Origin of the sequence: Rhizobium leguminosarum (assembly GCF_002953715.1) — a bacterium.
Taxonomy (GTDB): domain Bacteria; phylum Pseudomonadota; class Alphaproteobacteria; order Rhizobiales; family Rhizobiaceae; genus Rhizobium; species Rhizobium leguminosarum_V.
The window spans coordinates 4,317,757-4,342,053 of sequence record NZ_CP025012.1 but is presented as its reverse complement, the minus strand read 5'-3'; the positions used below and the strand labels follow the sequence as shown (position 1 = coordinate 4,342,053).

The window sequence follows — 24,297 nt, the reverse complement described above, 5'->3', positions numbered from 1 at the left end:
TTAGAGCATGTCGCGCAAAAGTGCGCAGCGGTTTTGCGATAACGACATGCGTAAAAACAGAAACCTAAAGTGCGAGGAGCGATCTGAAGATCGCGGCGCGCTTTAGGCCGATCCTGACGGATGGACAGATGTCGAAGGGTATTATCGCAAACTCGGTGATGAACGCGGCGGCAGGCATGCTGCTGCTTCTGACGGGCTTCGTTTCCTCGATCATAACCGCGCGGTTGCTCGGGCCGGAAGCCAACGGCATCGTCGCCTTTTCGCTCTGGCTGGTGGTGACCGGCGCCTCGATCGCCGAGCTCGGCTCCAGCATCACGCTGCTGAAGACGTTGCCGCAACTTTCGGCGGAGGGCTTCGATGCGCGCCGCCGGCGGGGTTTTGCCGCCATCCTCGTCAGCTTCATGATGTTCTCGACCGTCGTGCTGCTGGCGCTCTACGCGCTGTTCTTCCTGACCTCCGAAAGGATGCACTGGGCCGACACCGCGCCATCCGTCGCTCTGGTCACGGGCGTGCTGTTCTTCGTCCAGGCGATCGGATCCTTCGTCAAATTCTACCTGATCGGCGAAAAGAAGCTTGGCGCCTTCTTTAAGCTGACGGTCGCCGTCTCGATCGTGCAGCTTGCCGGCGTTGCCGTCGGCGCCGTTTTCTATGGTGTCGAGGGTGTTCTCGTCGGTTATGCGCTCGGCCAGCTGGTGCTGTTTTTCGCCACGTTGCCGATCCTTCTGGCGCGGCGCGACTGGTGCGGGGTCTCGCTGAAGTATCTCGCCTCCTCCTCCGTCATCCTGTCGATCCAGTTCATCATCGATTCCATCTTCCTCAACCGGCTCGAGCTGCTCTTTCTGCAGCAGTTCTGGTCGGTGGAGATGGTCGGCTATTATGCCGTCGGCCTGTCGATCGCGAACATCGCGCTGCAATTGCCGATCCAGATGACCGGCAGCCTGCTGCCCTATTATTCCGAGCGGCGCCACAGCAGCGACGATTCAACATTGCCGGTCGAGGTCTTTGCCGCCGTCACCCGCAGCATGGCCTATATCGTGCTGCCGATGAGCCTCGGGCTTGCCGCGATTTCCAGCGAACTGGTGCTCGTGGTGTTCGGCGAAGCGTTCCGCCGCAGCGGAACAGTGGTGGCGCTGCTTGCACTCGTCGCTCCCGCCTATACCTTCATGCAGATCCTCAGCCTCTACCTGCTGTCGATGGACAGGGCCCGCTCCCGGCTGAACATCAGTGTGATAGGTGGCCTACTGATGGTAGCGGGTTGTTTACTGATCGTACCTAGGCTTGCGGCCGAGGGTGCCGCACTCGTGCGCATCCTCGTATTCGTTGCAATGTCGGTGATGATGATCAGACAGACAGGATTCGGATCCCAGCTTTCGGGTCTCTACACAAGCCTGACGAAGGTGACGCTCGCCTCCGTCCTCTGTGCTTGCGGAGCGATCTCCGTGCTGGAATTCGTCCAGGGTCCGGCCGGATTGGTCGGCGCGATCATCGCCGGCGCATTCGCCTATTTCGCAGCGCTCCGGGTGCTGCGCGCCGTGCCGGGCGAGGATGTCGAAGTCATGCGCTCCATTCTCGACAAGATGCCGTCCCTGCTGCGGCGGCCGGTTGGCCATGCGATCAATTTCATCGCGCCGCGGCTTCCCGGCGATCCCGATCGTGCCAAGGTCGCGCCTGGCGAATTCTCGCTGGAACCGGCCGAGGGTGCGGGGCGCAACGCTGCCCTGCCTGTCGTCTTCGACGGAACGATCGGGCTGTTCATGCCTGAGAATCCGCACGCGAAGAAACGTTCGGCCGCCGTGCTCTTCGTCAGCCCCTGGGGTTTCGAGGAGATGTGCAGCCGCAAATTCTTCCGCGTCGCGGCCGAGCATTTCTCGGATATCGGCGTGCCGAGCCTGCGCTTCGACTATCGTGGCACCGGCGACGCGCTCGATTTCGGGGCGCTGCCGGCAAGGCTGGAAACCTGGGAAAACTCGATCCGTGCGGCCGCCGACAAGCTGAAGTCGTTGAGCGGCTGCGACCGTATCATCCTCATCGCACAGGGCCTCGGCGCGACGCTTGCCCATCGCGTCGGTTCCTCGATCGAAGGCGTCGACAGCCTCGTCATGCTGGCGCCGGTGCTGAGCGGCAGGGCCTATCTGCGCGAACTCAACATGTGGTCCAAGATCATCGATGCCGATCTCGGCCTCGGCAAGGAGCATGTCCAGACCGCGAAGGTGCAGATCGCCGGGCTCGTCATGCCGGAGGAAATCGCTGCCGAGCTCGGCAAGCTCAACATCGCCTCGCCGCAGGGGCTTGCGGCCTCCCGCTATCTGATCCTCGAGCGTCCTGCCAAGGCCGACGATACCGGCTTTGCCGATGCGCTGAAGGCGCTTGGCGCCGATGTCGAGCAGACGGCCTTCGAAGGCTATGACGAGCTCGCCACCAATCCGCTGTTTGCCAAGACACCGATGGCTGTCGTCGCGCTGCTGACGACGTGGCTGGAGGCAACGACGGCGGAGACATCCGCCGCCCATTCCTCGGCGGCGATCGACAACCCGCTGCTTGCCGGCGATGATTTTGCGGAAACGCCGGTCCGTTTCGGAAGCCATAATCATCTGGTCGGTGTCGTCAGCCGGCCGCTCGGCGAGATCAAGGGCAATGCCGTGCTTTTCCTGTCGACGGCCTATGACCGGCATGCCGGCTGGGGGCGGACGACGGTTGATATGGCGCGCGAGCTCGCCCGCCAAGGCGTCGTTTCGCTGCGTTTCGATTCCGCCAATGTCGGCGACAGCCCGCCGCGGCCGGATGCACCGGAACAGGTACTTTATTCGGATACGCAGACCGGAGATGCGGTTGCCGCGCTCGATCTGCTCGAAGGCGTCGTCGCCGGCCCCGTCATGGTCGCCGGCCGATGCAGCGGCGGCTACGTCGCCTTCCGCGCCGGCGTCGCCGACGAGCGCTTGAAGGCTGTCGTGTCGATCAATCCCTTCGTTTATTACTGGGATCCTGACATGCCGGTGCGGAGAGAGCATGTCGTCTCCGTCCCCCGCAGCCTGGATGATTACAGCCAGCGCCTGGCGCGGCTCGACACATTGAAGCGGCTGCTGCGCGGCCAGGTGGATGTTGTTTCGGCGCTGCAGAATATCGTCATCGCCGCCGGCCGCCGGCTGTCGCCGTGGATCGCGCCGGTGCTTGAGCTACTTCCCGACCGGCGCCATATCGCCCGTGAGGTCCGGCACTCCTTCGCGCTGTTCGGCAAGCGCAAGGTGCCGCTGACGCTGATCTACAGCGAGGGCGATGTCGGGCTCGACCACGTCTATTTCCACTTCGGGCCGCGCGGCGCCAGGCTTTCGCGCTATCCGAACGTGCGCCTGCTGATGCTGCCGGATGCCGACCACAATCTGACGCCGCCGCAGTCGCGCAAATTCGTGCTCGACGAGATCATCCGTCTCGCCAGAGCATGACCGGGATTTCAGCGAAAGCATGTCGCGCAAAAGTGTGCAGCGGTTTTGCGCCGAAGACATGCGGAAAACGAAGACCTGAAGTCCGGCAAGCGAATCTGAAAGATCGCGACGCGCTTTAGGCGGGATCAGATGCTTTCTGCGGCAACGACATCAAGCGATCTGTAGAGATCGATATAACGTCCGGCGACGATATCCCAGGAATAGCCGCGGGTGGCGTCGAGAAGCTCGGCTCGAACGGTGTCCGGTTGGCGCGAAAGGTGTTCATAGGCCGTTTCGAGCGCCGTGGCGGCACTCTCAGGATTCGTGAAATCGGCAAGCATGAGAACGGGATGGCGGGCGGCAAGCGTCGCAAAGGCATCATTGGCGTTCAGCACCGGCAGGAGACCGGCGCTCATCGCCTCCAGCGCCACCAGGCCGAAACCTTCATATTCCGAGGCGGAGGCGAAAATCGAGGCTTCTGCGATGATGCGCCGGATGGTGTCGTTGTCGGGCGACACATGCAGGGTGACGCGGCCGGAAAGATGGCGGCTTTCGATTGCGCCTTCGACATCCGCCCGGTCCAGGTCGGATTCGGCGCCGACGATGTCGAGATGCCATTCCGGGTCGCGGGTCTTCAGCGCGGCCATTGCATCGAGCAGATGGTCGATGCGCTTGTTCACCGAGAACCGGCCGATCGTGACGACGCGGCGCTTTGCCCGGCGCGAAGCGATGTCGGCGAATTTGCCGATATCGGCGCCGTTTTCGATCAGGAGGCTGTCGGGCACGATCTCGGAAAACTGCTTGAGGTCGGAGGCGCTGCAGCAGACGACGCGGCGGTAGGCCATCGCCGAAGCACGGGTCAATGTCCGGAACCAGATCTTCTTGATCGTCGCGTATTTCCGCGTGTGGAAGAAGCCGCCATGGGTGGTGACGATCATCGGCTTGCCGTGCAGCAGCCGGCCCCAGGCGAGCGCGTCGAAGAAGAAGTCGATGGCATGGACATGGACGAGATCGGCATCGGCGAGATGGCGGAAAACCTGCGGTGCCAGCGGATAGCGGCTGGTGCCGAACCAGGGAATGCGCACCACCTCGATGCCATCGATATCTTCGCGAAGCGGCAGCTTGTCTTCAGGCGCGGTGAAGAGCGAATCCAGCGTGACGACGCGCACGCGATAACCGCGGCGCACGGTCTGGCGGGCGAGATTGGCGACCACGTCTTCCAGGCCGCCGCGATTGGGCAGGAACTGGCGCACGACATGGACGATCAGCGGAGCCGTTTCCAACTGCGGCATCGCGCGCGCCCTCTCTGCCTCGACGATCGACATTTTTCACCTATCGCTGCACGTGCCGGCCCGCGCTGATGCGGGCCTGTGATAACAACGACCAGATATGCCCGGCGTTAAGGCGCAGTTTAGGCGACCGCTTGCGAGGGCCAATCTTCGCGAAAAAGGTTAACCGTGTCTGATGGGAATTCAGAGCGTTTCCGTTTTTCTCGAATCACGGAAACGCTCTATCTCTTTTGTTTTCACGCAATTCCGGACGCAAAACCGCTGCGCACTTTTGCTGGAATTGCTCTAGAATGCCTTGAAGGTCAGCGTCGTCAGCGAGCGGACGATGCCGGGAATATTGGCGATGTTGTCGTTGATGAATTTGCCGATATCCTGGCCTTCCTCGATATAGACCTTCAGCAGCAGATCGTAGTCGCCGCTGGTGGAATAGAGCTCCGAGACCAGTTCGGTCTGGTAGATGGCGTCGGCGACATCATAGGTCTTGCCGGGTGCGCATTGGAGCTGGACGAAGATCGGCTTCATGAAGATTTCCTGCAAAGTTGTTTGGATCGCATAATGGTCGAAAGCGCCCTGCCGATGCAAGCCGTTCGTCACGCAGCCGGATTGGCGGTCGCTTCGGCGACGATCCAATCGCGAAAGGCGGCAAGCGGCGCATAATCGGCGCGCTCGGGCGGAAAGGCGAGATAATAGCGCTCGCGGCTTTCCATTTCACGGTCGACAGCGGCGACGAGATCGCCGCGCCTGATCTCCTCCTGCATCAGGAATGTCGGCAGCAGGGCGACGCCGAGGCCGGCGATTGCCGCCTGCGCCGCCGTGGCGAACTGGTCGAAGAGCATGCCGTGCACGTTTTCGAAAGAAACGCCGTTGCCGGCGAACCATTGCTCCCAGGCGTCGGGACGTGTCGTCAGGTGCAGAAGCGGAGCGGCGAGCAGATCCTCTGGCGCTTTGATCGCATATTGCTTCAGAAAATCCGGACTGCAGGCCGGCACCGTGCGCTCCGACATCAGAAGCGCGAGTTCGGCGCCCGGCCAGTGCGGGTGGCCGAAATGGATGGCGGCGTCGATCGAATCAAGGCGGAAATCGAAGGGCGAAAGCCGGGTCACCAGATTGATGGTCACGCCGGCATTGTCGGCGAGAAAGCGTCCCAGGCGCGGCGCCAGCCAGCGTGTGCCGAAGGTCGGCAGGATGGCGAGATTGAGCGTGCCGCCATGCGGATTGGCGCGTAGGTTCAGCGAGGCGCTTGATATCCGCCGCAGCGCCTCGCGAATCTCGCGGGCATACCCGTCGCCGGCAAGCGTCAGCCGCATGGTCTGGCGTTCACGCAGGAAGAGCTCGACGCCAAGCTGCTCCTCCAGCGCACTCACCTGGCGGCTGACGGCGCTCTGTGTCAAGTCGAGTTCGCGCGCCGCTGCCGTCACGCTGCCGGTGCGGGCGACCGCCTCGAAGGCGGCGAGATGCGAAATCGATGGTAGAAAACGTCTAGACGTCAGCATGGTCATTCCGTTTCAGAATGGGCTATTTCCGAAATAGCGATATTTGCGGCTTTGTCGCGCGTGTAAAGAGGTTCATCCTGCAAAAACGGAATGAGCCGGAGTTTCCCAATGCCGCAAGCCTTCGTTTCCCCAGACCGCATCCGATCGCTGTTCACCGAGGCGATGTCGCAGATGTACCGGACGGAGGTGCCGCAATACGGCACGCTGATCGAACTGGTGGCGGATGTGAATGCCGGCTGCCTCGAAAACGATCCCGATCTGCGCGATCGCCTGGCCCAAGCCGGCGAGCTGGAGCGCATCGATGTCGAGCGTCACGGCGCCATCCGGCTCGGTACGGCTGACGAGCTCTTCACCATTCGCCGGCTGTTTGCGGTCATGGGCATGCAGCCGGTTGGCTATTACGATCTTTCGGTCGCCGGTGTGCCGGTTCATTCCACCAGCTTCCGGCCAATCGACGAGGCAGCGCTCAACGTCAATCCATTCCGGGTCTTCACCTCGCTGCTGCGATTGGAGCTGATCGAGGACGAGGGGTTGCGCGGCGAAGCCGAAGCCATTCTGGCGAAACGGCGGATCTATACGCCGCGCGCCGTCACGCTGATCGAGCGCCACGAGCAGAACGGCGGCCTGACCGATGCAGAGGCGACGGAATTCGTCGCCGAGGCGCTGGAAACCTTCCGCTGGCATGGCGAAGCGACAGTCAGCGCCGACACCTACAAGCGGCTGCATGATGCGCATCGGCTGATCGCCGACGTCGTCAGCTTCAAGGGACCGCACATCAACCATCTGACGCCGCGCACGCTCGATATCGATGCAGTCCAGGCCCGCATGCCGGAATGCGGCATCACGCCGAAGGCTGTCATCGAAGGGCCGCCGCGCCGTCATTGCGATATCCTGCTGCGGCAGACGAGTTTCAAGGCGCTGGAGGAAACGATCGCCTTTTCCGATGATGACGGTGCGATTCAAGGCACGCATACCGCCCGCTTCGGGGAGATCGAACAACGCGGTGTGGCGCTGACGGCTAAGGGCCGGGCGCTCTACGACCGGCTGCTTGCCTCGGTTCGCGGCGAGGTGCAGGTCGGCGCCGGCGGCGCCAAGGCCGGCGCCTACGACGATGAACTTGCCGCGCGTTTCAAGGCACTGCCGGACAGCTGGGATGAGTTGCGCGACGAGGGTCTGGCCTTCTTCCGCTATTCCGCGACGCCTGCGGGCATTGCCGCCGCGGACGGCAGCAGGCTGTCCAGCGATCCGGCGGCGCTGATCGCCAAGGGTTACCTCGCCGTCACCCCGATCGTCTACGAAGACTTCCTGCCCGTCAGCGCGGCCGGCATCTTCCAGTCGAACCTCGGCACCGACCAGCAGCAGAACTACGCGACCCGCTCGAACCGTGACGCCTTCGAGGCAGCACTGGGTGCTACCGTTCAGGACGAGCTGGCACTTTACGCCGAACGCCAGGCTGCATCGCTGGATTCGGCGCTGGCCGCGCTCGGCCTTGCGGGCCTGCCGCTGAAGACCGTTGCGTGAATGGCAGGTTCAACACTTTCTTTTTTGCATTAGAGTATCCGCGATTTCGCTCTGATCGGACTGAGCCATGCTGAATGATCCGCGCTCCCACGGCCTCTGGGAAAAGACAGCGCCCGAAGCGCCGGCGACCTCGCCTCTCGACGGCGCGATTTCGGCCGACGTCGTCATCGTCGGCGGCGGTTACACCGGCCTCTCTTCCGCCCTGCATCTTGCCGAAGCCGGGTCGAAGGTGGTGCTGCTGGAGGCGAAGGAGATCGGCTTCGGCGGTGCGGGGCGCAATGTCGGACTGATCAATGCCGGCATGTGGGTGATGCCGAACGATCTGCCTGGCGTGCTCGGCCCGGTGCATGGCGAACGCCTGCTCGATCTGCTCGGCAATGCGCCGAAGCTGGTCATGGAGCTGATCGACAAACATCAGATTGCCTGCGAACTCGAACGGAACGGCACGCTGCATTGCGCGGTCGGCGCGGACGGGCTGAAGGAGATCGAGGATCGCGCGGCGCAATGGTCCGCCCGCGGCGCAGCCGTGACGCTGCTCGATGCGGCGGAAACGGCAAAACGCATCGGCAGCGATGCCTATACCGGTTCGCTGCTCGACAAACGCGCCGGCACGCTGCAGCCGCTTGCCTATGCGCGCGGCCTTGCCGATGCCGCCGTCAAGGCCGGTGTCGCCATTCATACGTCCAGCCCGGTCATCGCAACGGAGCGTAACGGCAGCCGCTGGACCGTGAAGACATCAAGCGGCGAAGTCAGCGCCGAGTGGATCATCGTCGCGACGGATGCCTACAGCACCGGCCCGTGGGAGCAGGTGCGCAGCGAACAGGTGCATCTGCCCTATTTCAATTTTGCCACCGTGCCGCTCGGCCACAATCTGCGTCAGTCGATCCTGCCAGGACGGGAAGGCGCATGGGATACCAAGGAAATTCTCTCCTCCTTCCGCATGGATCAGGCCGGCCGTCTCGTTTTCGGCAGTGTCGGGGCGCTGCGCAATACCGGGTTGGCCGTACACAAGGGCTGGGCCAAACGCGCATTGAAGCGGCTTTTCCCTGTGATCGGCGATGTCGAATTCGAGTGTGAATGGTATGGCCAGATCGGCATGACCGACAATGCGCTGCCGCGCTTCCACAAGTTCGCCCCGAATGTCGTCGGCTTTTCGGGTTACAATGGCCGCGGCATTGCGCCCGGCACGGTCTTCGGCCGCACGCTGGCGGAGCATATCCTTGGCCGGATTGGCGAAGCCGATCTGCCGCTGCCGCTGACGGCACCCAGCGAGCCGAGCTTCCGTGCGCTCAAGGAAATATGGTACGAAGCCGGCGCTCAGGTCGCCCATTTCGCCGATGCACGCTTCTAAGCACAATAAGATTGGAAACACGACAATGACCATCGCCGTCCTCGATCTCGCCACTGAAACCGCCAAGCTGCTTGCCGAACTCGGCGTCGATGCCAGCCGCTATCACGGCGGCACGCTTTCCGTCACCTCGCCGGTCACCGGCAAGGAAATCGGCAAACTCAGGGAACATTCCGTTTCCGAGACGAAGGCGGCGATCGAAGCGGCCCACCAGGCTTTCCTCGAATGGCGTGCCGTGCCAGCGCCGAAGCGCGGCGAACTGGTCCGCCTGCTCGGCGAGGAGCTGCGCGCCGCAAAGACGGCGCTCGGACGTCTCGTCTCGATCGAGGTCGGCAAGATCACCTCCGAAGGCCTCGGCGAAGTGCAGGAGATGATCGACATCTGCGATTTCGCCGTCGGCCTTTCCCGTCAGCTCTATGGCCTGACGATAGCCACCGAACGCTCCGAGCACCGGATGATGGAAAGCTGGCACCCGCTCGGCGTGATCGGCATCATCTCCGCCTTCAACTTCCCTGTTGCCGTCTGGTCGTGGAATGCGGCGCTTGCGATGGTCTGCGGCAATTCCACCGTCTGGAAGCCCTCGGAAAAGACGCCGTTGACGGCGCTTGCCGTGCAGGCGCTGTTCGAGAAGGCGCTGAAGCGTTTCGTCGCCGAGGGCGGTAGCGCACCGGCCAATCTGTCGACGCTGATCATCGGCGGCCGCGAGGTCGGCGAAGTGCTGGTCGATCATGCGAAGATCCCGCTGGTTTCCGCCACAGGCTCGACGGCCATGGGCCGCGCCGTCGGTCCGCGCCTGTCGCAGCGTTTTGCCCGCGCCATTCTCGAACTCGGCGGCAACAATGCGGCGATCGTCTGCCCGACGGCCGATCTCGACCTGACGCTGCGCGGCGTTGCCTTCTCCGCCATGGGCACGGCCGGCCAGCGCTGCACGACGCTGCGCCGTCTCTTCGTCCATGAGAGCGTCTACGACCAGCTGGTGCCGCGCCTGCAGAAGGCCTACGGCTCCGTCACCATCGGCAATCCGCTCGAGGCCGGGACGCTTGTGGGACCGCTGATCGACGGCCACGCTTTCGAGAAGATGCAGGCAGCGCTTGGCGAGGCGAAGTCGGCCGGCGGCACGGTGACCGGCGGTGACCGCGTCGACAATGGTTCGGCTGACGCCTTCTACGTTCGCCCGGCGCTTGTCGAAATGCCCGATCAGACCGGACCGGTCGAGCACGAGACCTTCGCGCCGATCCTCTATGTGATGAAGTATAGCGATTTCGACGACGTGCTGGCGCTGCACAATGCCGTGCCGCAGGGACTGTCGTCGTCGATCTTCACCAACGACATGCGCGAGGCCGAAACCTTCGTCTCCGCCCGAGGTTCGGATTGCGGCATCGCCAACGTCAACCTCGGACCATCCGGTGCCGAGATCGGCGGCGCCTTCGGTGGCGAGAAGGAAACCGGCGGCGGTCGCGAATCCGGCTCGGATTCCTGGAAGGCCTATATGCGCCGCTCCACCAACACGATCAATTACGGCAGGACGCTGCCGCTTGCGCAGGGCGTCAAGTTCGACGTCGGATAAGCCGGCGGCAAAAGGCTGCAAAAGAGAGGCGGCGCTCGGGAAGCGTCGCCTTTTTTGCCAAATCGAGATTTATTCCCCTGTAATATGAAATATTTAGTCAAGATATTGTGATGGCTTTTCCGGGCAAGCCAAACTTGAAATCCGCAGTCAGGAAAAATATACGCCTCTCATCGCCCTTGGAGAGCTCGGGTGACATCGCCACGGAGGCCATCATGAACATTGCTCTTAACCGTTTTTCCCTCGCGCTTGCCGCTTCGTTTCTCTCCGCCACCGCGCTCGCAGGCAGCGCCAGTGCGCAGGACGAAGGTCTCGTCGTTTACAATGCCCAGCACGAAAGCCTGGGCCGTGAATGGATCGATGCCTTCACCAAGGAGACCGGCATCAAGGTCACCATGCGCCAGGGCAGCGACATGCAATTCGCCAACCAGATCATCCAGGAAGGCGACGCCTCTCCGGCGGATGTCTTCCTGACCGAGAATTCGCCGGCAATGACGCTGGTCGATGGCGCGGGCCTCTTCGCCCCCATCGAAAAGGAAACGCTGGATCAGGTTCCGGATCAGTATCGCCCGGCTGACGGCATGTGGACCGGCATTGCCGCCCGTACCACCGTTTTTGCCTATGACAAGACCAAGCTGACTGAAGACAAGCTGCCGAAGTCGATGCTCGACCTTGCAGATCCCGCCTGGAAGGGCCGCTGGGGTGCAGCACCTGCCGGTGCCGACTTCCAGGCCATCGTCGCCGCCCTGCTGCAGCTCAAGGGCGAAGACGCCACCAAGGCATGGCTGAAGGGCCTGAAAGACAATGCCACGCCCTACAAGGGCAACAGCGTCGCGATGAAAGCCGTCAACGCCGGCGAAGTCGAAGGCGCTGTTATCTATCACTATTATTGGTTCGGCGATCAGGCCAAAACAGGCGAGAACAGCAAGAATGTCGGCCTGCGCTACTTCAAGAACCAGGATCCGGGCGCTTTCGTCAGCGTTTCGGGCGGCGGCGTCCTGAAGTCCACACAGCACATGAAGGAAGCCCAGGCTTTCCTGAAGTTCCTCACCAGCAAGGCCGGCCAGGCAGTCCTCAAGGACGGCGATTCCTATGAATATGCCGTCGGCAAGGATGCGCCTTCCAACGACAAGCTCACTCCGCTTGCCGATCTCAATGCTCCGAAGGTCGAAGCTTCGACCCTCGACAGCAAGAAGGTCGTCGAGCTGATGACGGCCGCCGGCTTGATCTAACCTTTCTGCCGCAGGCGTCTTCCGGCCAAAACTATTGCATTTGGCTCAAGAAAACCTTAGGGCATGACGATATCCGGCAACCGCCCTTCAAAGGCGGTTGCCTTCCTTTTTCAGCGTGTAAAGGCATCGGCCTTGCTGCAGGACAACAGATTGCTCGCATCCGGCAACCAGGCGCCGGTCGCGCCGAGGGCCACGCGAATGGTTTTGCCGCGCGGACGCATGCCGCACGCTTCCGTGGTCCTGCTTGCAACCGTCGTCGCGATCTTCAGTCTCGTGCCGCTCGGCTTCATCGGCTGGGTAACCTACGATGTCGGCTGGGAAACAGTGAAGGCCCTGGTCTTCCGGCCGCGTGTCGGCGAACTTCTCGTCAATACGGTTCTCCTGGAATCGATTACCATTCCACTGTCGATCGCGCTCGCCGTGACGCTCGCCTGGCTGACCGAACGGACGGACATTCCCTTTGCGCGGCTCTGGGCCTGGCTGGCAATCGCTCCGCTCGCCGTGCCTGCCTTCGTACACAGCTATGCCTGGGTTAGCCTCGTTCCCGGCATGCGCGGCCTGCAGAGCGGCGTCTTCGTCTCGGTCATCGCCTACTATCCGTTCCTCTACCTGCCGGTCGCCGCAGCGCTGCGCCGTCTCGATCCGGCCATCGAGGATGCCGCGGCCTCGCTGGGCCTCAATCCCTGGCGCGTCTTCTTCCGCGCCGTGCTGCCGCAGTTGAGGCTTGCCATCTGCGGCGGTTCGCTGCTGATCGCTCTGCATCTGCTTTCGGAGTACGGCCTGTTCGTCATGATCCGGTTCGACACGTTCGCGACTGCGATCGTCGACCAGTTCCAGTCCTCCTACAACAGCCCGGCCTCCAACATGCTCGGCGGCGTGCTTGTCGCCTGCTGTCTTTTTCTGCTCGGCTTCGAGGTGCTGGTGCGCGGCAACGAACGTTATGCCCGCGTCGGCGCCGGCTCGCCACGTCCCACGGACCGTCGCCGGCTGGGCTGGTTCGTGGTGCCCGCCGTTTTGCTGCCTGTCATCCTGGCTGTACTGACGCTCGGCGTGCCGCTGGTGACGCTTGGCCGCTGGCTCTATCTCGGCGGCACCGCTATCTGGCGCATCGAAGTCGGCAGCGCCTTCCTGCAGACGATCGTGCTTGCCGTTGTCGGCGGCGTGCTGGCGACGATTGCCGCAGCACCGATGGCCTGGCTTTCCGTGCGTGCGCCCGGCCGCCTCCAGCGTGTGCTTGAAGCCTGCCATTATTATGTCGGCTCGCTGCCGGGCGTCGTCGTGGCGCTGGCGCTGGTGACGATCACCGTGCGTCTCGTATTGCCGCTCTATCAGACCTTCGCAACGCTGCTCGTCGCCTATGTGATGCTTTTCCTGCCGCGAGCCATGGTCGGGCTGCGCGCCAGCATCGCCCAGGCGCCGGTGGAGCTGGAGCGCGCCGCGATGGGTCTCGGCCGCACTCCGGGTCAGGCAGTGCGGCAGATCACCATGCGGCTTGCAGCACCGGGAGCCGCCGCCAGCGTTGCGCTGGCCGCACTCGGCATCACCAATGAACTCACGGCGACACTGATGCTGTCGCCCAATGGCGTCGATACGCTGGCGACGAAATTCTGGTCGCTGACCAGCGAGATCGATTATGTCTCGGCCGCCCCTTACGCCTTCATGATGGTCGTGCTGTCGCTGCCGCTCACCCTGATGCTCTATACCCAATCGAAACGGACCGCCGGACAATGACGCTGCTTACGATCGAGAACATCAGCAAGCGCTATGGCCCCGTCCAGGCGCTGAAGGATATTTCGCTCGACGTCGCGGCGGGCAGCCGCACGGCCGTCGTCGGCCCGTCCGGTTCAGGCAAGACGACGCTGCTGCGCATCATTGCCGGCTTCGAGCAACCCGATGTCGGCAGAGTGACGCTGGATGGCGACCTGCTGGCGGACGGTCCGGCGATAGTACCGGCACACAAGCGCGGCATCGGCATCGTCTCGCAGGACGGCGCGCTGTTTCCTCACTTAAGCGTTGCCGAGAATATCGGCTTCGGCTTCGAACGAGGCGCAGCCGATCGCGAGAAACGCATCGTCGAGTTGCTCGATATGGTCGAACTCGACCGCGGCATGCTGGTGCGGCGCCCGCATCAGCTTTCCGGCGGGCAGCAGCAGCGTGTGGCGCTGGCCCGCGCACTCGGCCGCAAGCCGCGGCTGATGCTGCTTGACGAACCTTTCTCGGCACTCGATACCGGCCTGCGTGAAAACATGCGCAAGGCGGTTGCGCGCGTGCTGCAGGCGGCCGGCATCACCACCATTCTGGTCACCCATGACCAGGAAGAGGCTCTGACCTTTGCCGATCAGGTCGCGGTGCTCAGGGAAGGACGGCTGATCCAGGCCGGGTCGCCGCAATCATTGTATCTGCATCCGCGCGATCGCGAGACGGCGCTGTTCCTCGGCGATGCGGTGCTGCTTCCCGCCATCATTCGCAACGGTTTGGCAGACTGCGCCCTCGGCCGCGTCGCCGTCGAGGGCAGTCGTCAGGGCAAGGCGGAGATCATGCTGCGGCCCGAGCAGATTCGCGTCGTCGCCGATGAAAGCGATCGTAACTATGGCGGACGTGTCGTCGAGGTGGAATTTGGCGGCGCGGTTTGCACCGTTGCGGTTTCGCTCGACGGCGTTGCCTTGCCGCCGATCCTGATCAAGACCTCGAGCGTGGCGCTTCCCGCGCGAGGCGATCTCGTTCGCCTCGATATCGCCGGCAAGGCGCATGTCTTCGAAAACTAAACCAAGAGCCCGCACCTCCTATTGGACGCGCGGGCTCTAAAATCGATTTCGATTTCTGGGGTTATGCGCTAGCCGAACTTGCGCACCACTTCTTCCGGCTCGATGCCTTCGAGCCAGCCGCCGGTAAAGCCGGCGCGCTCAAGCCCGAGGCGGATGACCGGCGATTGCCGCATCAGTTTCCAGATGAAGTCGGAGCGCTCGTTCTCGATGGTCATGACGACAAGGCCCTGGTCGATGCCGACGGTGCGGTCGTCGACCCAGCCTTCCGGCCGCTTGGTCTTGACCGTCGGGTTGAAGCCGCCGGGGAAGCCGCCTTCCAACAGCAGGTTCGGATAGGTGGTCAGAAGCGCCTTGGTGCCGTCGAGAGCCGCCTGCCGGTCGTAGGGCAGGCAGGCAAGTGCTGCCCAAGGTGCGATCGTGCCGTCATCCGGGCCGAGCGGTGCGCCGCGGGCGGCATAACCCAGAACCTTCGGCTGGCGGCCGCCGCGCATGCGCCGTGTCGGCGGCGGGCCGTCACAGGCGGAGAAACCCCAGATATTCCTGTTGTAGCCGACGAACTGGCCGGGATTGCGTTCGGCATAGTCACGCTGGACCTTGATCATCACCTGCGTGTTGCGGAAATAGTCCCAGTTCCGCTCCGCCATCGGCTTGTCCTGAATGGTACGGAAATCGATCCAGGCATGCGAGAAGAGGTGGATGAAGAGCGGCCCGGCATAGAGATAAGACTGCTCGCCATGCAGCATCCAGGAATAGCTTGACGTGAAGGCGTCGTAGCTCGATTGCGGAATGGGGTGCGTCGGCGACGCGAGCGCCAGCGTATAGAGAATGATCGCCTCGTCGAAGCCGTGATAGCGCCAACGCAGGAAGCCGGATGAGGGCTTCCAACCCATGGAAATGGTGTCGCCCTTGTTCAGCGCCCAGCGCCAGTCAACGCGCTCGTAGATGAAGGTGGCGAGTTCACGGATTTCAGTCTCCGTCTCGTCGTCTTCGCGATTGAAATATTGCGCTGATGTCAGGATGCCGGCAACAAGCAGCGCCGTATCGATGGTCGAAAGCTCGCTGTTCCAGGCGCGATGGCCGGTATCCATATGCAGGAAGTGATAGAAGAAGCCGCGGTAGCCGGTCGCATGGCGTTCCTCGCCCTGGCGCGCCTCGGCGAAGAAACGCAGCGTATTGACCGTGCGCTCGGCCGCTTCCTCGCGGCTGATCCAGCAACGCTCGACACCGACGGGATAGGAGGAAAGCGCAAATCCGACGGCTGCGATGCTGCACGGAACCCCGCCGATCGATGTATCCGCCACCAGGCCATTTTCGGGATTGGTATATTTCAGGAAGTAATTGAACGCCGAATGCTGCAGCCTGTCGACGAGCGCTGCATCAATGTCTTCAATCCGTTGCAGCATAGGCTCCTACCCAACTGTTGCATCGCCCCATGCTTCAACATGGGGGCCGTCCCCGGGCAAATCAAACCTTTTTGATTCGTAGGGATAAGAGAACACAAAAGGGTGGAATCGGTCGTTAATAATTATCGGTAAAATAATATCTAGCAGAAGTCATATAAGCGGTGCAGCAAAAAAGACGGCCCGCGCGCCACCGGCACGGGTTATTTTCCCGCAATACTTGTTTTCCTGATGCTTTGGAGAGTGGATTTTCACGTTCAGGCGGCTTCATCGAGCCGCACCAGATGACCTGCCGACACTTCCCGATATCGGCGCGGCGGCGCGACGTAGCCAACCGGGCGAACGGGGCTCTTGAGCTCGTCGGTTCCGAGGTTGCGCTTGATGCCGCGCCGTGAGGGATCGGGAACAGGCACGGCTGCCATCAGCTTCTTGGTGTAAGCATGTTGCGGGTTGCTGAACAGTTGCGCGCGCGGGCCGATCTCGACGATTTCGCCGAGATACATCACCGCGACCCGATGACTGACGCGCTCGACCACTGCCATGTCGTGGGAAATGAACAGGAAAGCGAGGTTGAGGCTTTGCTGCAGGTCCATCAGCAAATTGCAGACCTGTGCCTTGATCGAGACATCGAGGGCCGAAACGCTTTCGTCGGCGACGATCACCTTCGGATCGAGTGCGAGCGCGCGGGCAATGCAGATGCGCTGGCGCTGACCGCCGGAGAATTCGTGCGGATACCGTTTCATCATGTCGGGTTTCAGCCCGACGCGTTCGAGAAGATCGGCCGCCTTGTCGCGGGCCTGGGCGCCGGTGCCGAGGCCATGTTCGGTAATCGGTTCGGCGACGGCGGCGCCGACGGTCATGCGCGGGTTGAGGCTGGCGAATGGATCCTGAAAGATCATCTGGATGCTGCGGCGCATCCGTCGGAGACTGACCGCGTCAAGGCTCAGCACGTCATAGCCGTCGAGGCTGACACTGCCGCCGTTCGGCTGGACGAGGCGGGTGATCGAGCGGCCGGTGGTCGATTTGCCGCATCCGGATTCGCCGACGAGCGACAGCGTCTCGCCCTGGAAGAGATCGAAGGAGACGTCCTCGACCGCATGGATCGCGCCCGTCTTGCGGCCAAGCAGCCCGCCGCGGATATCGAAACGGGTAACGAGGTTCTTGACTTCGAGGATCGGCGTCCGGCGGCGGTCGACGGTATCGGCCACCTCGACCGGCTCGCGCCGTTCACCGGTCGTGGTATCGACGACGGGGAAACGCAGCGGCCATTTCCGGTCGGCCATCGAGCCGAGGCGCGGTACGGCCGAGAGCAGTGCGCGGGTATAGGGATGCCTGCCGCGATGGAAGATGTCGTCGGTCGTGCCGGTTTCCACCGCTTCGCCGCGATACATGACGATGGTGCGGTCGGCGATTTCGGCGACGACGCCCATGTCGTGGGTGATGAAGAGCACTGACATGCCCTCTTCTTCCTGCAGCATCTTGATCAGGTCGAGGATCTGGCCCTGGATCGTCACATCGAGCGCCGTCGTCGGCTCGTCGGCGATCAACAATTTCGGCCGGCTGGCGAGCGCCATGGCGATCATCACGCGCTGACGCATGCCGCCCGAGAACTGGTGCGGATATTCGTCGAAGCGCAAAGCGGCGTTGGGGATGCGGACCTTTTCCAGCAGGCGCACGGTCTCGGCCCGCGCCTCGGCCTTGCCGATATCGCCGTGGCAGGTGAGCGCCTCGGAGATCTGACGGCCGATGGTGAAGATCGGGTTGAGGGACGTCATCGGCTCCTGGAAGATCATGGCGGCGTCGTTGCCGCGCACCCGGCGCATCTCCTTTTCCGAAAGGCTGAGAACATCCTTGCCGTTCAAGGTGATGGCGCCATCGATGCGGCTCGATCCCTTGGCGAGCAATCGCATGATCGAGAGGGAGGTGACGCTCTTGCCCGAGCCGCTTTCGCCGACGATCGCCACCGTCTCGCCAGGCATGACGTCGAAGGAGACGTCGCGCACCACCGGCTTCCAGTCGCCATCGACGAGGAAGGAGGTCGTCAGGTTCCGGACGGAGAGAACCGGAGAGGCGGGGGCCGAAGAAACATCACTCATGTCGTTCCCTTAGTTTTATCTGGTTCACGTCTTCAAAGGCGTGGCGAAGGAGGCGGAAGGCCTGCCTTCAGCGATGCGGGCCGCTTCCAGCGTCGTGATCTTTTCATCGATCTCGCGCCTGTCGGTCATGCCGTTCGGATTTTGCCGCGTCGCCATCGTCTCCGCGACATGCAGGTAGCGTTCACCCGCCACTGCATGGAGGCGGACAAGTTCAGCGAGCGGATCGGGATGATCGTCGGCGCGGATGCTCAGCCACGGATAATCCTGATCGCGGTGGATGACGAGGGCGGCGGACTGCCTGCCGCGCTTGTCACCGCCGGCATCCTCGCCTGCCTGCATCGCCAGCAGCAGGCGTTCGGCCAGGGGCTTGTCCATCGCCTTGTTGTAGGTGGCAAGCGTCTCAGTGACGACGTCGGGACCCGCGAGCATGTTGCCGGCGACCGAGACGTTTTCATCGATCAGATGCCCCGCCCAGTCGATGCATGCGGCGCCGGTGAAGGCGGCGTTGTGCCCCCTCGCATCGATGAGGTGCAGCTGCCGCTGATTGCGGCCGGCGTCACGCGCGGTCAGCTCGGCGATGATTTCCTCTGGTTCCTTGCCTGCAGCCAGCAGCGACAGGCCGTCGACGCCGTAAAGCGGGCTGACGAAGGCCTGCGTGGCGACGGCGCCGATGCCGCCGCGAATATGCGGCACAAGGGCGCCGACGGCGAAGAAGCGGGTCGCGACGGCGATGCCGATATGACCGGTCAAGGGATCACGGGCGACGATCGACCAGGTCATGACTATCTCCCGATCGCATAGGCCTGCATCAGGCGCGGGGTGGCTGCGGCGCGCAACAGTCCGTCGGCATCGCGTCTCGCGGCAGTCAGCCGGCCGATCGTCCAGGGATCGGCGACGGTCAGCTTGTGGCCCCTGCGGCGCAGGGCATCGAGGACATCGGGGCCGAAATTCGCTTCCGCCATCAGGCTGCCGGGTTCGCGGGTGCGCGGATAGAAGGAGCCCGGAAAATGCGAGGTGTGGAACAGCGGCTGGTCGATCGCCGCCTGCAGGTTCAGCTTGTGATGGGCGTAGCGCAGGAAGAAAGAGAGCTGCCACTGCTCCTGCTGGTCGCCGCCCGGTGTGCCGAAGGCGAGCGTCGGGCGGCCCTCGTAGAGGCCGAGCGACGGCGTCAGCGTCGTGCGCGGCCGTTTGCCCGGCGCAAGCGACGTCGGCAGGCCTGATTTCAGCCAGAACATCTGGGCGCGGGAATTGAGGCAGAAGCCGAGGCCGGGCACGGTCGGCGAGGATTGCAGCCAGCCGCCGGACGGGGTGACGGAGACCATGTTGCCGTCGCGGTCGATCACATCGATATGCACGGTATCACCGCGCTTTTCGGAAAGATGCGCCATGGTCGGCTCGTAGACGGCGCCGGTCTTCGAATCCGCACCGAGCATCGTCATCGTCAGATCATGCTGCGCTTCGAAGCCAGGCACGATGCCGGGGCGAAGATCGAAGGAGGCGTCCGCGCCGACCAGTTGGCTGCGCTCAGCGGCATAGGTCTCCGACAGCAGGTGCGCGACAGGGATCTCCGAGAAATCAGGATCGCCGTAATAGACTTCGCGGTCGGCGAAGGCGAGCTTCATCGCTTCGACGACGGTATGGACGAAATCGGCGCCAGCAGGGTCCATCGCGGCGAGATCGAAGCCTTTGAGGATCGACAGGGTCTGCAGAAAGACCGGACCCTGGCCCCAGGGGCCGATCTTGGCAATGGTCCAGCCATGATAATCATAGGTCAGCGGCTCCTCGATCGTTGCCGACCAGTTCGCCATGTCGTTGGCGGTCAAAACGCCCTTGTGGCGGTTGCCGCTCGCATCCATCACCTCGGCGGTCTTCAGATAGTCATCGATCTTCTCGGCGACGAAGCCGCGGTAGAAGGCGTCGCGGGCCGCCTGCACCTGCGCCTCCCGGCCGCTTTTCGCCTCGGCCTCGGCGATGATGCGCTTCCAGGTTTCGGCAAGCACCGGATTCCTGAAATTCACATGCGCTTCGGGGGCGCTGCCGCCCGGCAGCCAGGTCTCATAGGAGGTCGGCCATTCCTTCTCGAAGAAGGCGGCGAGCCCCTTGATGGTGGCGGAGACGCGCGGCAGCATCGGATGGCCGTGCTCGGCGTAATAGATCGCCGGTTCCAGCACATCGCGCACGCTCATCGAGCCATAGTCGCGCAGCATCAGCATCCAGCCATCGAAGGAGCCGGGGATGACGGTCGCAAGCAGCCCATCGCCGGGGATCAGGCTCAGGCCTTCCGCCGTGTAGTGTTCGATCGTCGCGCCGGCGGGGGCGGGACCCTGCGCGCAGATGACCTCGACCTTGTCCTTTTTCTTCGAATAGATCACCGCCGGCAGGTCGCCGCCCGGGCCGCAAAGATGCGGCTCGACGATCTGCAGCACGAAGCCCGTCGCCACTGCCGCATCGAAGGCGTTGCCGCCTTTTTCGAGAATGCTCATGCCGACGGCCGAGGCGATCCAGTGCGTAGAGGTGACGACACCGAAGGTGCCGAGGATCTCGGGACGGGTCGTGAATGCGGTCATGTCAAATGTCCTTTCGAGAAATCATGCTTCGCGCGGATCAAGTGCATCGCGCAGGCCGTCGCCTAAAAGATTGAAACCGATGACGACGAGGAAGATCGCGGCACCCGGCCACATCGCCATCCATGGCGCCTGGGAGAGGAAATTCTTGGCGACGTTCAGCATCGAGCCCCAGCTCGGCGCCGGCGGTTGCTGCCCGAGGCCGAGAAAGGAGAGGCTCGCCTCGGCGATGATGGCGGTGGCGATGGTCAACGTCGCCTGCACGAGGATCGGTGCAAAGACGTTCGGCAGGATATAGCGGGTGATGATGCTCGAGGACCGGAGGCCGATCGAGCGGGCGCCCTCGACATATTCCTCAGTCTTGACCGAAAGCACCTGGCCGCGCGTCAGCCGCACGAAGACCGGCATGGCCGAAAGGCCGATCGCAATCATCGCATTGGTCAGGCTCGGACCGAGAAAAGCTGCGAGCGCGATCGCGGTGATGAGGAAAGGCATGGCCAGAAAGGCTTCGGTGATGCGAGAGATCACCATGTCGATCCAGCCGCCGAAATAACCGGAGATAAGGCCGAAGGGCACGCCGATGATAACGGCGATCGCCACCGAGAAGACGCCGGCCATCAACGAAGCCTGCGCGCCCCAGATCATCCGGGAAAGAATGTCGCGGCCGATGTCGTCGGTGCCAAGCCAATGGGCGGCGGACGGGGCCTTGCGGATCGCCGACCAGCTTGTGGCGTTCGGATCGGGAATTGGAAGAAGGGGGGCGGCAACCGCGAGGATCGCGAAGAAGGCGATGATCGCCAGGCCAACGAGGGCGCCCTTGTTGGCCTTCAGCTTGCGCCAGGCGCGGCTCGGCGTGCGGTCGACCGCAGAGGGAATGCCGGTCTCTCCGATCGCGGTCATAGGGCGGCCCTCATGCGCGGATTGAGAAGGACGTAGAGAATGTCGGCCAGGAGGTTCATCAGAATGAAGCCGATCGCCGTGCAGATCACCACGCCCTGGACGACGGCGTAGTCGCGGTTGAAGACGGCGTCGACGATGAGCTTTCCGAAACCCGGAATGGTGAAGATCTGCTCGGTCAGCACGGCGCCGGCGAGCAGTTCGCCGAAGAGCAGGGCGGTCAGCGTCACGATCGGCAGCACCGCATTGCGGAAGCTGTGTTCGAGCACGACAGTGCTTTCCGGCAGTCCCTTGGCGCGGGCGGTGCGGATGTAATCGGCGCTGAGCACACTGAGCATCGCCGAGCGGGTATGGCGCATCAGGGTCGCGGCCAGCGCATTGCCGAGCACGAAGGAGGGCATCAGCATGGTTTCCAGCGAACGCAGCGGATTGCTGAAAAAGGGTTCGTAGCCCGATGCCGGCAGCCAGCCGAGATTGACCGAAACCAGGAGGATCAGCATGATGCCGAGCCAGAAATTCGGGATCGACAGACCGGTCAGTGCGATGATGTTGGCGAGATAGTCGATCATCGTGTTCTTCTTGACGGCCGCCAGGATGCCCATCGGCACGCCGATCGCAAAGGCGAAGATCATCGACATGATGGCGAGCTGGATGGTGACCGGCAGCTTTTCGCCGACGAGCTGCAGAACCGGCTGGTTGGTGCGCAGCGAAATGCCGAGATCACCCTGAAGGGCCGCACCGAGCCAGCGAACATATTGATAGGGCACGGGATCGTTCAGCCGGTATTTCTCGCGCAGGAATTCGAGAACCTGCGGGTCGCGTTCCTCGCCGGCCATGGCGAGGATTGGATCACCGGGCAGCAGCTTCTGCAGCGAGAAGACGAAGATCGAAATGATCAAAAGCGTCGGTATGGCGACCAAGAGCCGTTTGGCAATGTAAGTGTACATGGGCGATCCTGACACGACTAAAGCATGTCGCGCAAAGGTGTGCAGCGGTTTTGCGATAACGACATGCGTAAAACAAAAAGCTAAAGCGCGTGAAGCGAATCTGAAAGATTGCGACGCGCTTTAGAATCATGCGGCGGAGGGTTTCCGCCGCATGATTTGCTTATGGTCAGCCGGCTTTCTTGACGCCGACGAGACGGATCATGCCATCCGGCGACGGAATGAAGCCGGTGATGTTCTTGTGCAGCGCCCAGATCCAGGACTGATGGCCGAGATAGATGATCGGCAGATCATCGTTCAGGATGACGGCGGCGGCATCGTATTTCTGCTTGCGCACGGCATCGTCGGTCGATGCACGGGCTTCGTTCAGCAGCTTGTCCACTTCGGAATTGCAGTATTTCGTGTCGTTGATGCCGCCCTTGCAGGTGATGAACTGATGGATGTTGCCATCGGGATCGACGCGGCCGGACCAGTCGGAACGGCTGAGCTGATAGTTGCCGGCGGTCTGCTCGCTTAGCAGTGTGGCGAATTCCGTCGATTTCAGACTGACGTCGAAGCCGGCTTCGCCGACCATCGACTGGATGATCTGCATCATCTGCATGGCAACGGGATTGTTCGGGATCTGCAGCTCGATCGGCACGCGGTCGAAGCCGGCTTCCTTGATCAGCGCCTTGGCCTTGTCGAGATCGCGGGCGGGGACGGGAATATCCTTGTCGAACCACGGGCTGCTTGGCGGGAAGGGCTGGTTGCCGGAGACCGCCGTGCCTTCATAGACGATCTGGTTGACGGCATCGCGGTCGATCGCCAGCGAGAAAGCCTGGCGCAGGCGCTTGTCCTTGCCGAAAGGATTGTCGGCACGCGCACCATTGCCGATATTGGTATAGAGCGCCATGTAGCCGGTGCCGACGGCGTCGGCATAGACGAGGCTCGAATCCGCTTTCACCGCTTCAGCGTCGGTCGCGGCCAGACGCTCGATCATGTCGAGATCGCCGGAACGCAGGTTGGCGAGGCGCACCGTCGTATCCGGGATCGGCAGATAGGTGAGCTTGTCGATGAAGATCTTGTCCTTGTTCCAGTAGTCCTGGAACTTTTCGAGTACAATGCGGTCCTGCTGGACGCGCTCGACGAACTTGAACGGACCGGCGCAGACCGGGTGATCGCCGAACTTGGCGCCGAGTTCCTTGGCGGCCTTCGGCGAGACGATCATGCCGGCGCGGTCGGAAAGCTGGGCAAGAAGGGTGACGTCAGGCGCCTTGAGGGTGAACTTGACCTCGTATTCGCTTGTTGCCTCGACCTTTGCGACCGAGCTGAGCTCGCTCTTGCGGCGTGATTCCGGCAGGGTGATGTTGCGCTCGATGGTGGCGACGACGGCTTCGGCGTTGAAGGGGGTCTCGTCATGGAACTTGACGCCTTGGCGCAGCTTCATGGTGAGCTCTTTGCCGTCGGCCGACCAGCTCCATTCGGTGGCAAGCTGCGGCACGATCTTCAGATCCGGCGAGACGTCGACCAGCTTGTCGCACATTGCAGTATAGACGATGCGGCCGACGAAGGTGCGTGACTGCGCGGGATCGAGCACGTCGGCATCGTCCTGCAGGCCGATCTTCAGGTCGACGGCGAAGGCAGGAAGCGCAAACAGCGCGCCGGCAACGGTGGCGGTCAGCAATTTGGCGATCTTCATTCCATTCTCCTCTGTTCTGTTTGTTTGGTTTTGGCTTCCATTCCGGCGGTTATGGCCCGCCCGTCTCTCTTCTCCCTGCTCACCTCG

Annotated in this window: 17 protein-coding genes; 7 read left to right on the top strand and 10 right to left on the bottom strand. The window is 62.7% G+C overall.

Annotation, left to right across the window (positions count from 1 at the left end):
* Positions 1 to 128 precede the first annotated feature (128 nt).
* Positions 129 to 3,440 (top strand): oligosaccharide flippase family protein, encoded by a 3,312-nt coding sequence (locus CUJ84_RS21565; RefSeq protein WP_105007682.1) that lies wholly within the window; start codon positions 129 to 131, stop codon positions 3,438 to 3,440.
* Positions 3,441 to 3,565: 125 nt separating this feature from the next.
* Here CUJ84_RS21565 and CUJ84_RS21560 read toward each other — a convergent pair whose 3' ends face one another.
* The 3 genes from CUJ84_RS21560 to CUJ84_RS21550 all read right to left on the bottom strand — a co-directional run bounded on the left by CUJ84_RS21560 (position 3,566) and on the right by CUJ84_RS21550 (position 6,207).
* The gene (locus CUJ84_RS21560) at positions 3,566 to 4,744 is read right to left on the bottom strand and encodes a glycosyltransferase family 4 protein (RefSeq protein ID WP_105007681.1); all 1,179 of its coding nucleotides are present in this window, start codon (positions 4,742 to 4,744) and stop codon (positions 3,566 to 3,568) included.
* 249 nt (positions 4,745 to 4,993) lie between these two features.
* Entirely contained in the window at positions 4,994 to 5,230 is a 237-nt protein-coding gene (locus CUJ84_RS21555) for an Lrp/AsnC ligand binding domain-containing protein (RefSeq protein WP_003543721.1), read from the bottom strand.
* A 68-nt stretch (positions 5,231 to 5,298) separates the two neighbouring features.
* Positions 5,299 to 6,207 carry a LysR family transcriptional regulator gene (locus tag CUJ84_RS21550; RefSeq protein ID WP_105007680.1) on the bottom strand — a complete coding sequence of 303 codons (909 nt, stop codon included), beginning with the start codon at positions 6,205 to 6,207 and terminating at the stop codon, positions 5,299 to 5,301.
* An 84-nt stretch (positions 6,208 to 6,291) separates the two neighbouring features.
* Here CUJ84_RS21550 and hglS point away from each other — a divergent pair, with 84 nt between their 5' ends.
* The 6 genes from hglS (at position 6,292) to CUJ84_RS21520 (ending at position 14,631) form a co-directional block, all read left to right on the top strand.
* On the top strand, positions 6,292 to 7,722 hold the full coding sequence (gene hglS / locus CUJ84_RS21545; protein WP_105007679.1) for a 2-oxoadipate dioxygenase/decarboxylase HglS: 1,431 nt from the start codon (positions 6,292 to 6,294) through the stop codon (positions 7,720 to 7,722).
* A gap of 67 nt (positions 7,723 to 7,789) precedes the next feature.
* Positions 7,790 to 9,073 carry an NAD(P)/FAD-dependent oxidoreductase gene (locus CUJ84_RS21540; RefSeq protein ID WP_105007678.1) on the top strand — a complete coding sequence of 428 codons (1,284 nt, stop codon included), beginning with the start codon at positions 7,790 to 7,792 and terminating at the stop codon, positions 9,071 to 9,073.
* Positions 9,074 to 9,098: 25 nt separating this feature from the next.
* On the top strand, positions 9,099 to 10,637 hold the full coding sequence (gene amaB / locus CUJ84_RS21535; RefSeq protein WP_105007677.1) for an L-piperidine-6-carboxylate dehydrogenase: 1,539 nt from the start codon (positions 9,099 to 9,101) through the stop codon (positions 10,635 to 10,637).
* Positions 10,638 to 10,849: 212 nt separating this feature from the next.
* Positions 10,850 to 11,866: an iron ABC transporter substrate-binding protein gene (locus tag CUJ84_RS21530; RefSeq protein ID WP_105007676.1), complete on the top strand. Its 1,017-nt coding sequence runs from the start codon at positions 10,850 to 10,852 to the stop codon at positions 11,864 to 11,866.
* A 63-nt stretch (positions 11,867 to 11,929) separates the two neighbouring features.
* Positions 11,930 to 13,597: an ABC transporter permease gene (locus CUJ84_RS21525; RefSeq protein WP_105007675.1), complete on the top strand. Its 1,668-nt coding sequence runs from the start codon at positions 11,930 to 11,932 to the stop codon at positions 13,595 to 13,597.
* Positions 13,594 to 14,631 (top strand): ABC transporter ATP-binding protein, encoded by a 1,038-nt coding sequence (locus CUJ84_RS21520; RefSeq protein ID WP_105007674.1) that lies wholly within the window; start codon positions 13,594 to 13,596, stop codon positions 14,629 to 14,631. Before CUJ84_RS21525 ends, CUJ84_RS21520 begins: the two co-directional genes overlap by 4 nt.
* 68 nt (positions 14,632 to 14,699) lie before the next feature.
* Here the strand turns inward: CUJ84_RS21520 and CUJ84_RS21515 are convergent, their stop codons facing one another.
* The 7 genes from CUJ84_RS21515 to CUJ84_RS21485 all read right to left on the bottom strand — a co-directional run bounded on the left by CUJ84_RS21515 (position 14,700) and on the right by CUJ84_RS21485 (position 24,210).
* Entirely contained in the window at positions 14,700 to 16,034 is a 1,335-nt protein-coding gene (locus CUJ84_RS21515; RefSeq protein ID WP_105007673.1) for a glucoamylase family protein, read from the bottom strand.
* A gap of 254 nt (positions 16,035 to 16,288) precedes the next feature.
* Positions 16,289 to 18,127, bottom strand: a complete 1,839-nt coding sequence (locus tag CUJ84_RS21510; protein WP_105007672.1) for an ABC transporter ATP-binding protein — start codon at positions 18,125 to 18,127, stop codon at positions 16,289 to 16,291.
* A 24-nt stretch (positions 18,128 to 18,151) separates the two neighbouring features.
* A complete protein-coding gene (locus tag CUJ84_RS21505) occupies positions 18,152 to 18,907 on the bottom strand; it encodes a DUF1028 domain-containing protein (protein WP_105007671.1) in 756 nt (251 codons plus the stop codon).
* A gap of 2 nt (positions 18,908 to 18,909) precedes the next feature.
* Positions 18,910 to 20,694, bottom strand: a complete 1,785-nt coding sequence (locus tag CUJ84_RS21500; RefSeq protein WP_105007670.1) for a gamma-glutamyltransferase family protein — start codon at positions 20,692 to 20,694, stop codon at positions 18,910 to 18,912.
* Between the two features lie 21 nt (positions 20,695 to 20,715).
* Complete coding sequence (locus CUJ84_RS21495; protein WP_029870867.1) at positions 20,716 to 21,591, bottom strand: ABC transporter permease; 876 nt, start codon at positions 21,589 to 21,591, stop codon at positions 20,716 to 20,718.
* The gene (locus tag CUJ84_RS21490) at positions 21,588 to 22,535 is read right to left on the bottom strand and encodes an ABC transporter permease (protein WP_024320455.1); all 948 of its coding nucleotides are present in this window, start codon (positions 22,533 to 22,535) and stop codon (positions 21,588 to 21,590) included. Before CUJ84_RS21490 ends, CUJ84_RS21495 begins: the two co-directional genes overlap by 4 nt.
* Before the next feature lie 166 nt (positions 22,536 to 22,701).
* The gene (locus CUJ84_RS21485) at positions 22,702 to 24,210 is read right to left on the bottom strand and encodes an ABC transporter substrate-binding protein (RefSeq protein ID WP_105007669.1); all 1,509 of its coding nucleotides are present in this window, start codon (positions 24,208 to 24,210) and stop codon (positions 22,702 to 22,704) included.
* Positions 24,211 to 24,297: the final 87 nt, after the last annotated feature.

Coding starts and splice junctions, on each gene's coding strand:
- CUJ84_RS21565 (WP_105007682.1), top strand. CDS start 129: ATGTCGAAGGGTATTATCGCAAACTCGGTGATGAACGCGGCGGCAGGC.
- CUJ84_RS21560 (WP_105007681.1), bottom strand. CDS start 4,744: ATGTCGATCGTCGAGGCAGAGAGGGCGCGCGCGATGCCGCAGTTGGAA.
- CUJ84_RS21555 (WP_003543721.1), bottom strand. CDS start 5,230: ATGAAGCCGATCTTCGTCCAGCTCCAATGCGCACCCGGCAAGACCTAT.
- CUJ84_RS21550 (WP_105007680.1), bottom strand. CDS start 6,207: ATGACCATGCTGACGTCTAGACGTTTTCTACCATCGATTTCGCATCTC.
- hglS (WP_105007679.1), top strand. CDS start 6,292: ATGAGCCGGAGTTTCCCAATGCCGCAAGCCTTCGTTTCCCCAGACCGC.
- CUJ84_RS21540 (WP_105007678.1), top strand. CDS start 7,790: ATGCTGAATGATCCGCGCTCCCACGGCCTCTGGGAAAAGACAGCGCCC.
- amaB (WP_105007677.1), top strand. CDS start 9,099: ATGACCATCGCCGTCCTCGATCTCGCCACTGAAACCGCCAAGCTGCTT.
- CUJ84_RS21530 (WP_105007676.1), top strand. CDS start 10,850: ATGAACATTGCTCTTAACCGTTTTTCCCTCGCGCTTGCCGCTTCGTTT.
- CUJ84_RS21525 (WP_105007675.1), top strand. CDS start 11,930: ATGACGATATCCGGCAACCGCCCTTCAAAGGCGGTTGCCTTCCTTTTT.
- CUJ84_RS21520 (WP_105007674.1), top strand. CDS start 13,594: ATGACGCTGCTTACGATCGAGAACATCAGCAAGCGCTATGGCCCCGTC.
- CUJ84_RS21515 (WP_105007673.1), bottom strand. CDS start 16,034: ATGCTGCAACGGATTGAAGACATTGATGCAGCGCTCGTCGACAGGCTG.
- CUJ84_RS21510 (WP_105007672.1), bottom strand. CDS start 18,127: ATGAGTGATGTTTCTTCGGCCCCCGCCTCTCCGGTTCTCTCCGTCCGG.
- CUJ84_RS21505 (WP_105007671.1), bottom strand. CDS start 18,907: ATGACCTGGTCGATCGTCGCCCGTGATCCCTTGACCGGTCATATCGGC.
- CUJ84_RS21500 (WP_105007670.1), bottom strand. CDS start 20,694: ATGACCGCATTCACGACCCGTCCCGAGATCCTCGGCACCTTCGGTGTC.
- CUJ84_RS21495 (WP_029870867.1), bottom strand. CDS start 21,591: ATGACCGCGATCGGAGAGACCGGCATTCCCTCTGCGGTCGACCGCACG.
- CUJ84_RS21490 (WP_024320455.1), bottom strand. CDS start 22,535: ATGTACACTTACATTGCCAAACGGCTCTTGGTCGCCATACCGACGCTT.
- CUJ84_RS21485 (WP_105007669.1), bottom strand. CDS start 24,210: ATGAAGATCGCCAAATTGCTGACCGCCACCGTTGCCGGCGCGCTGTTT.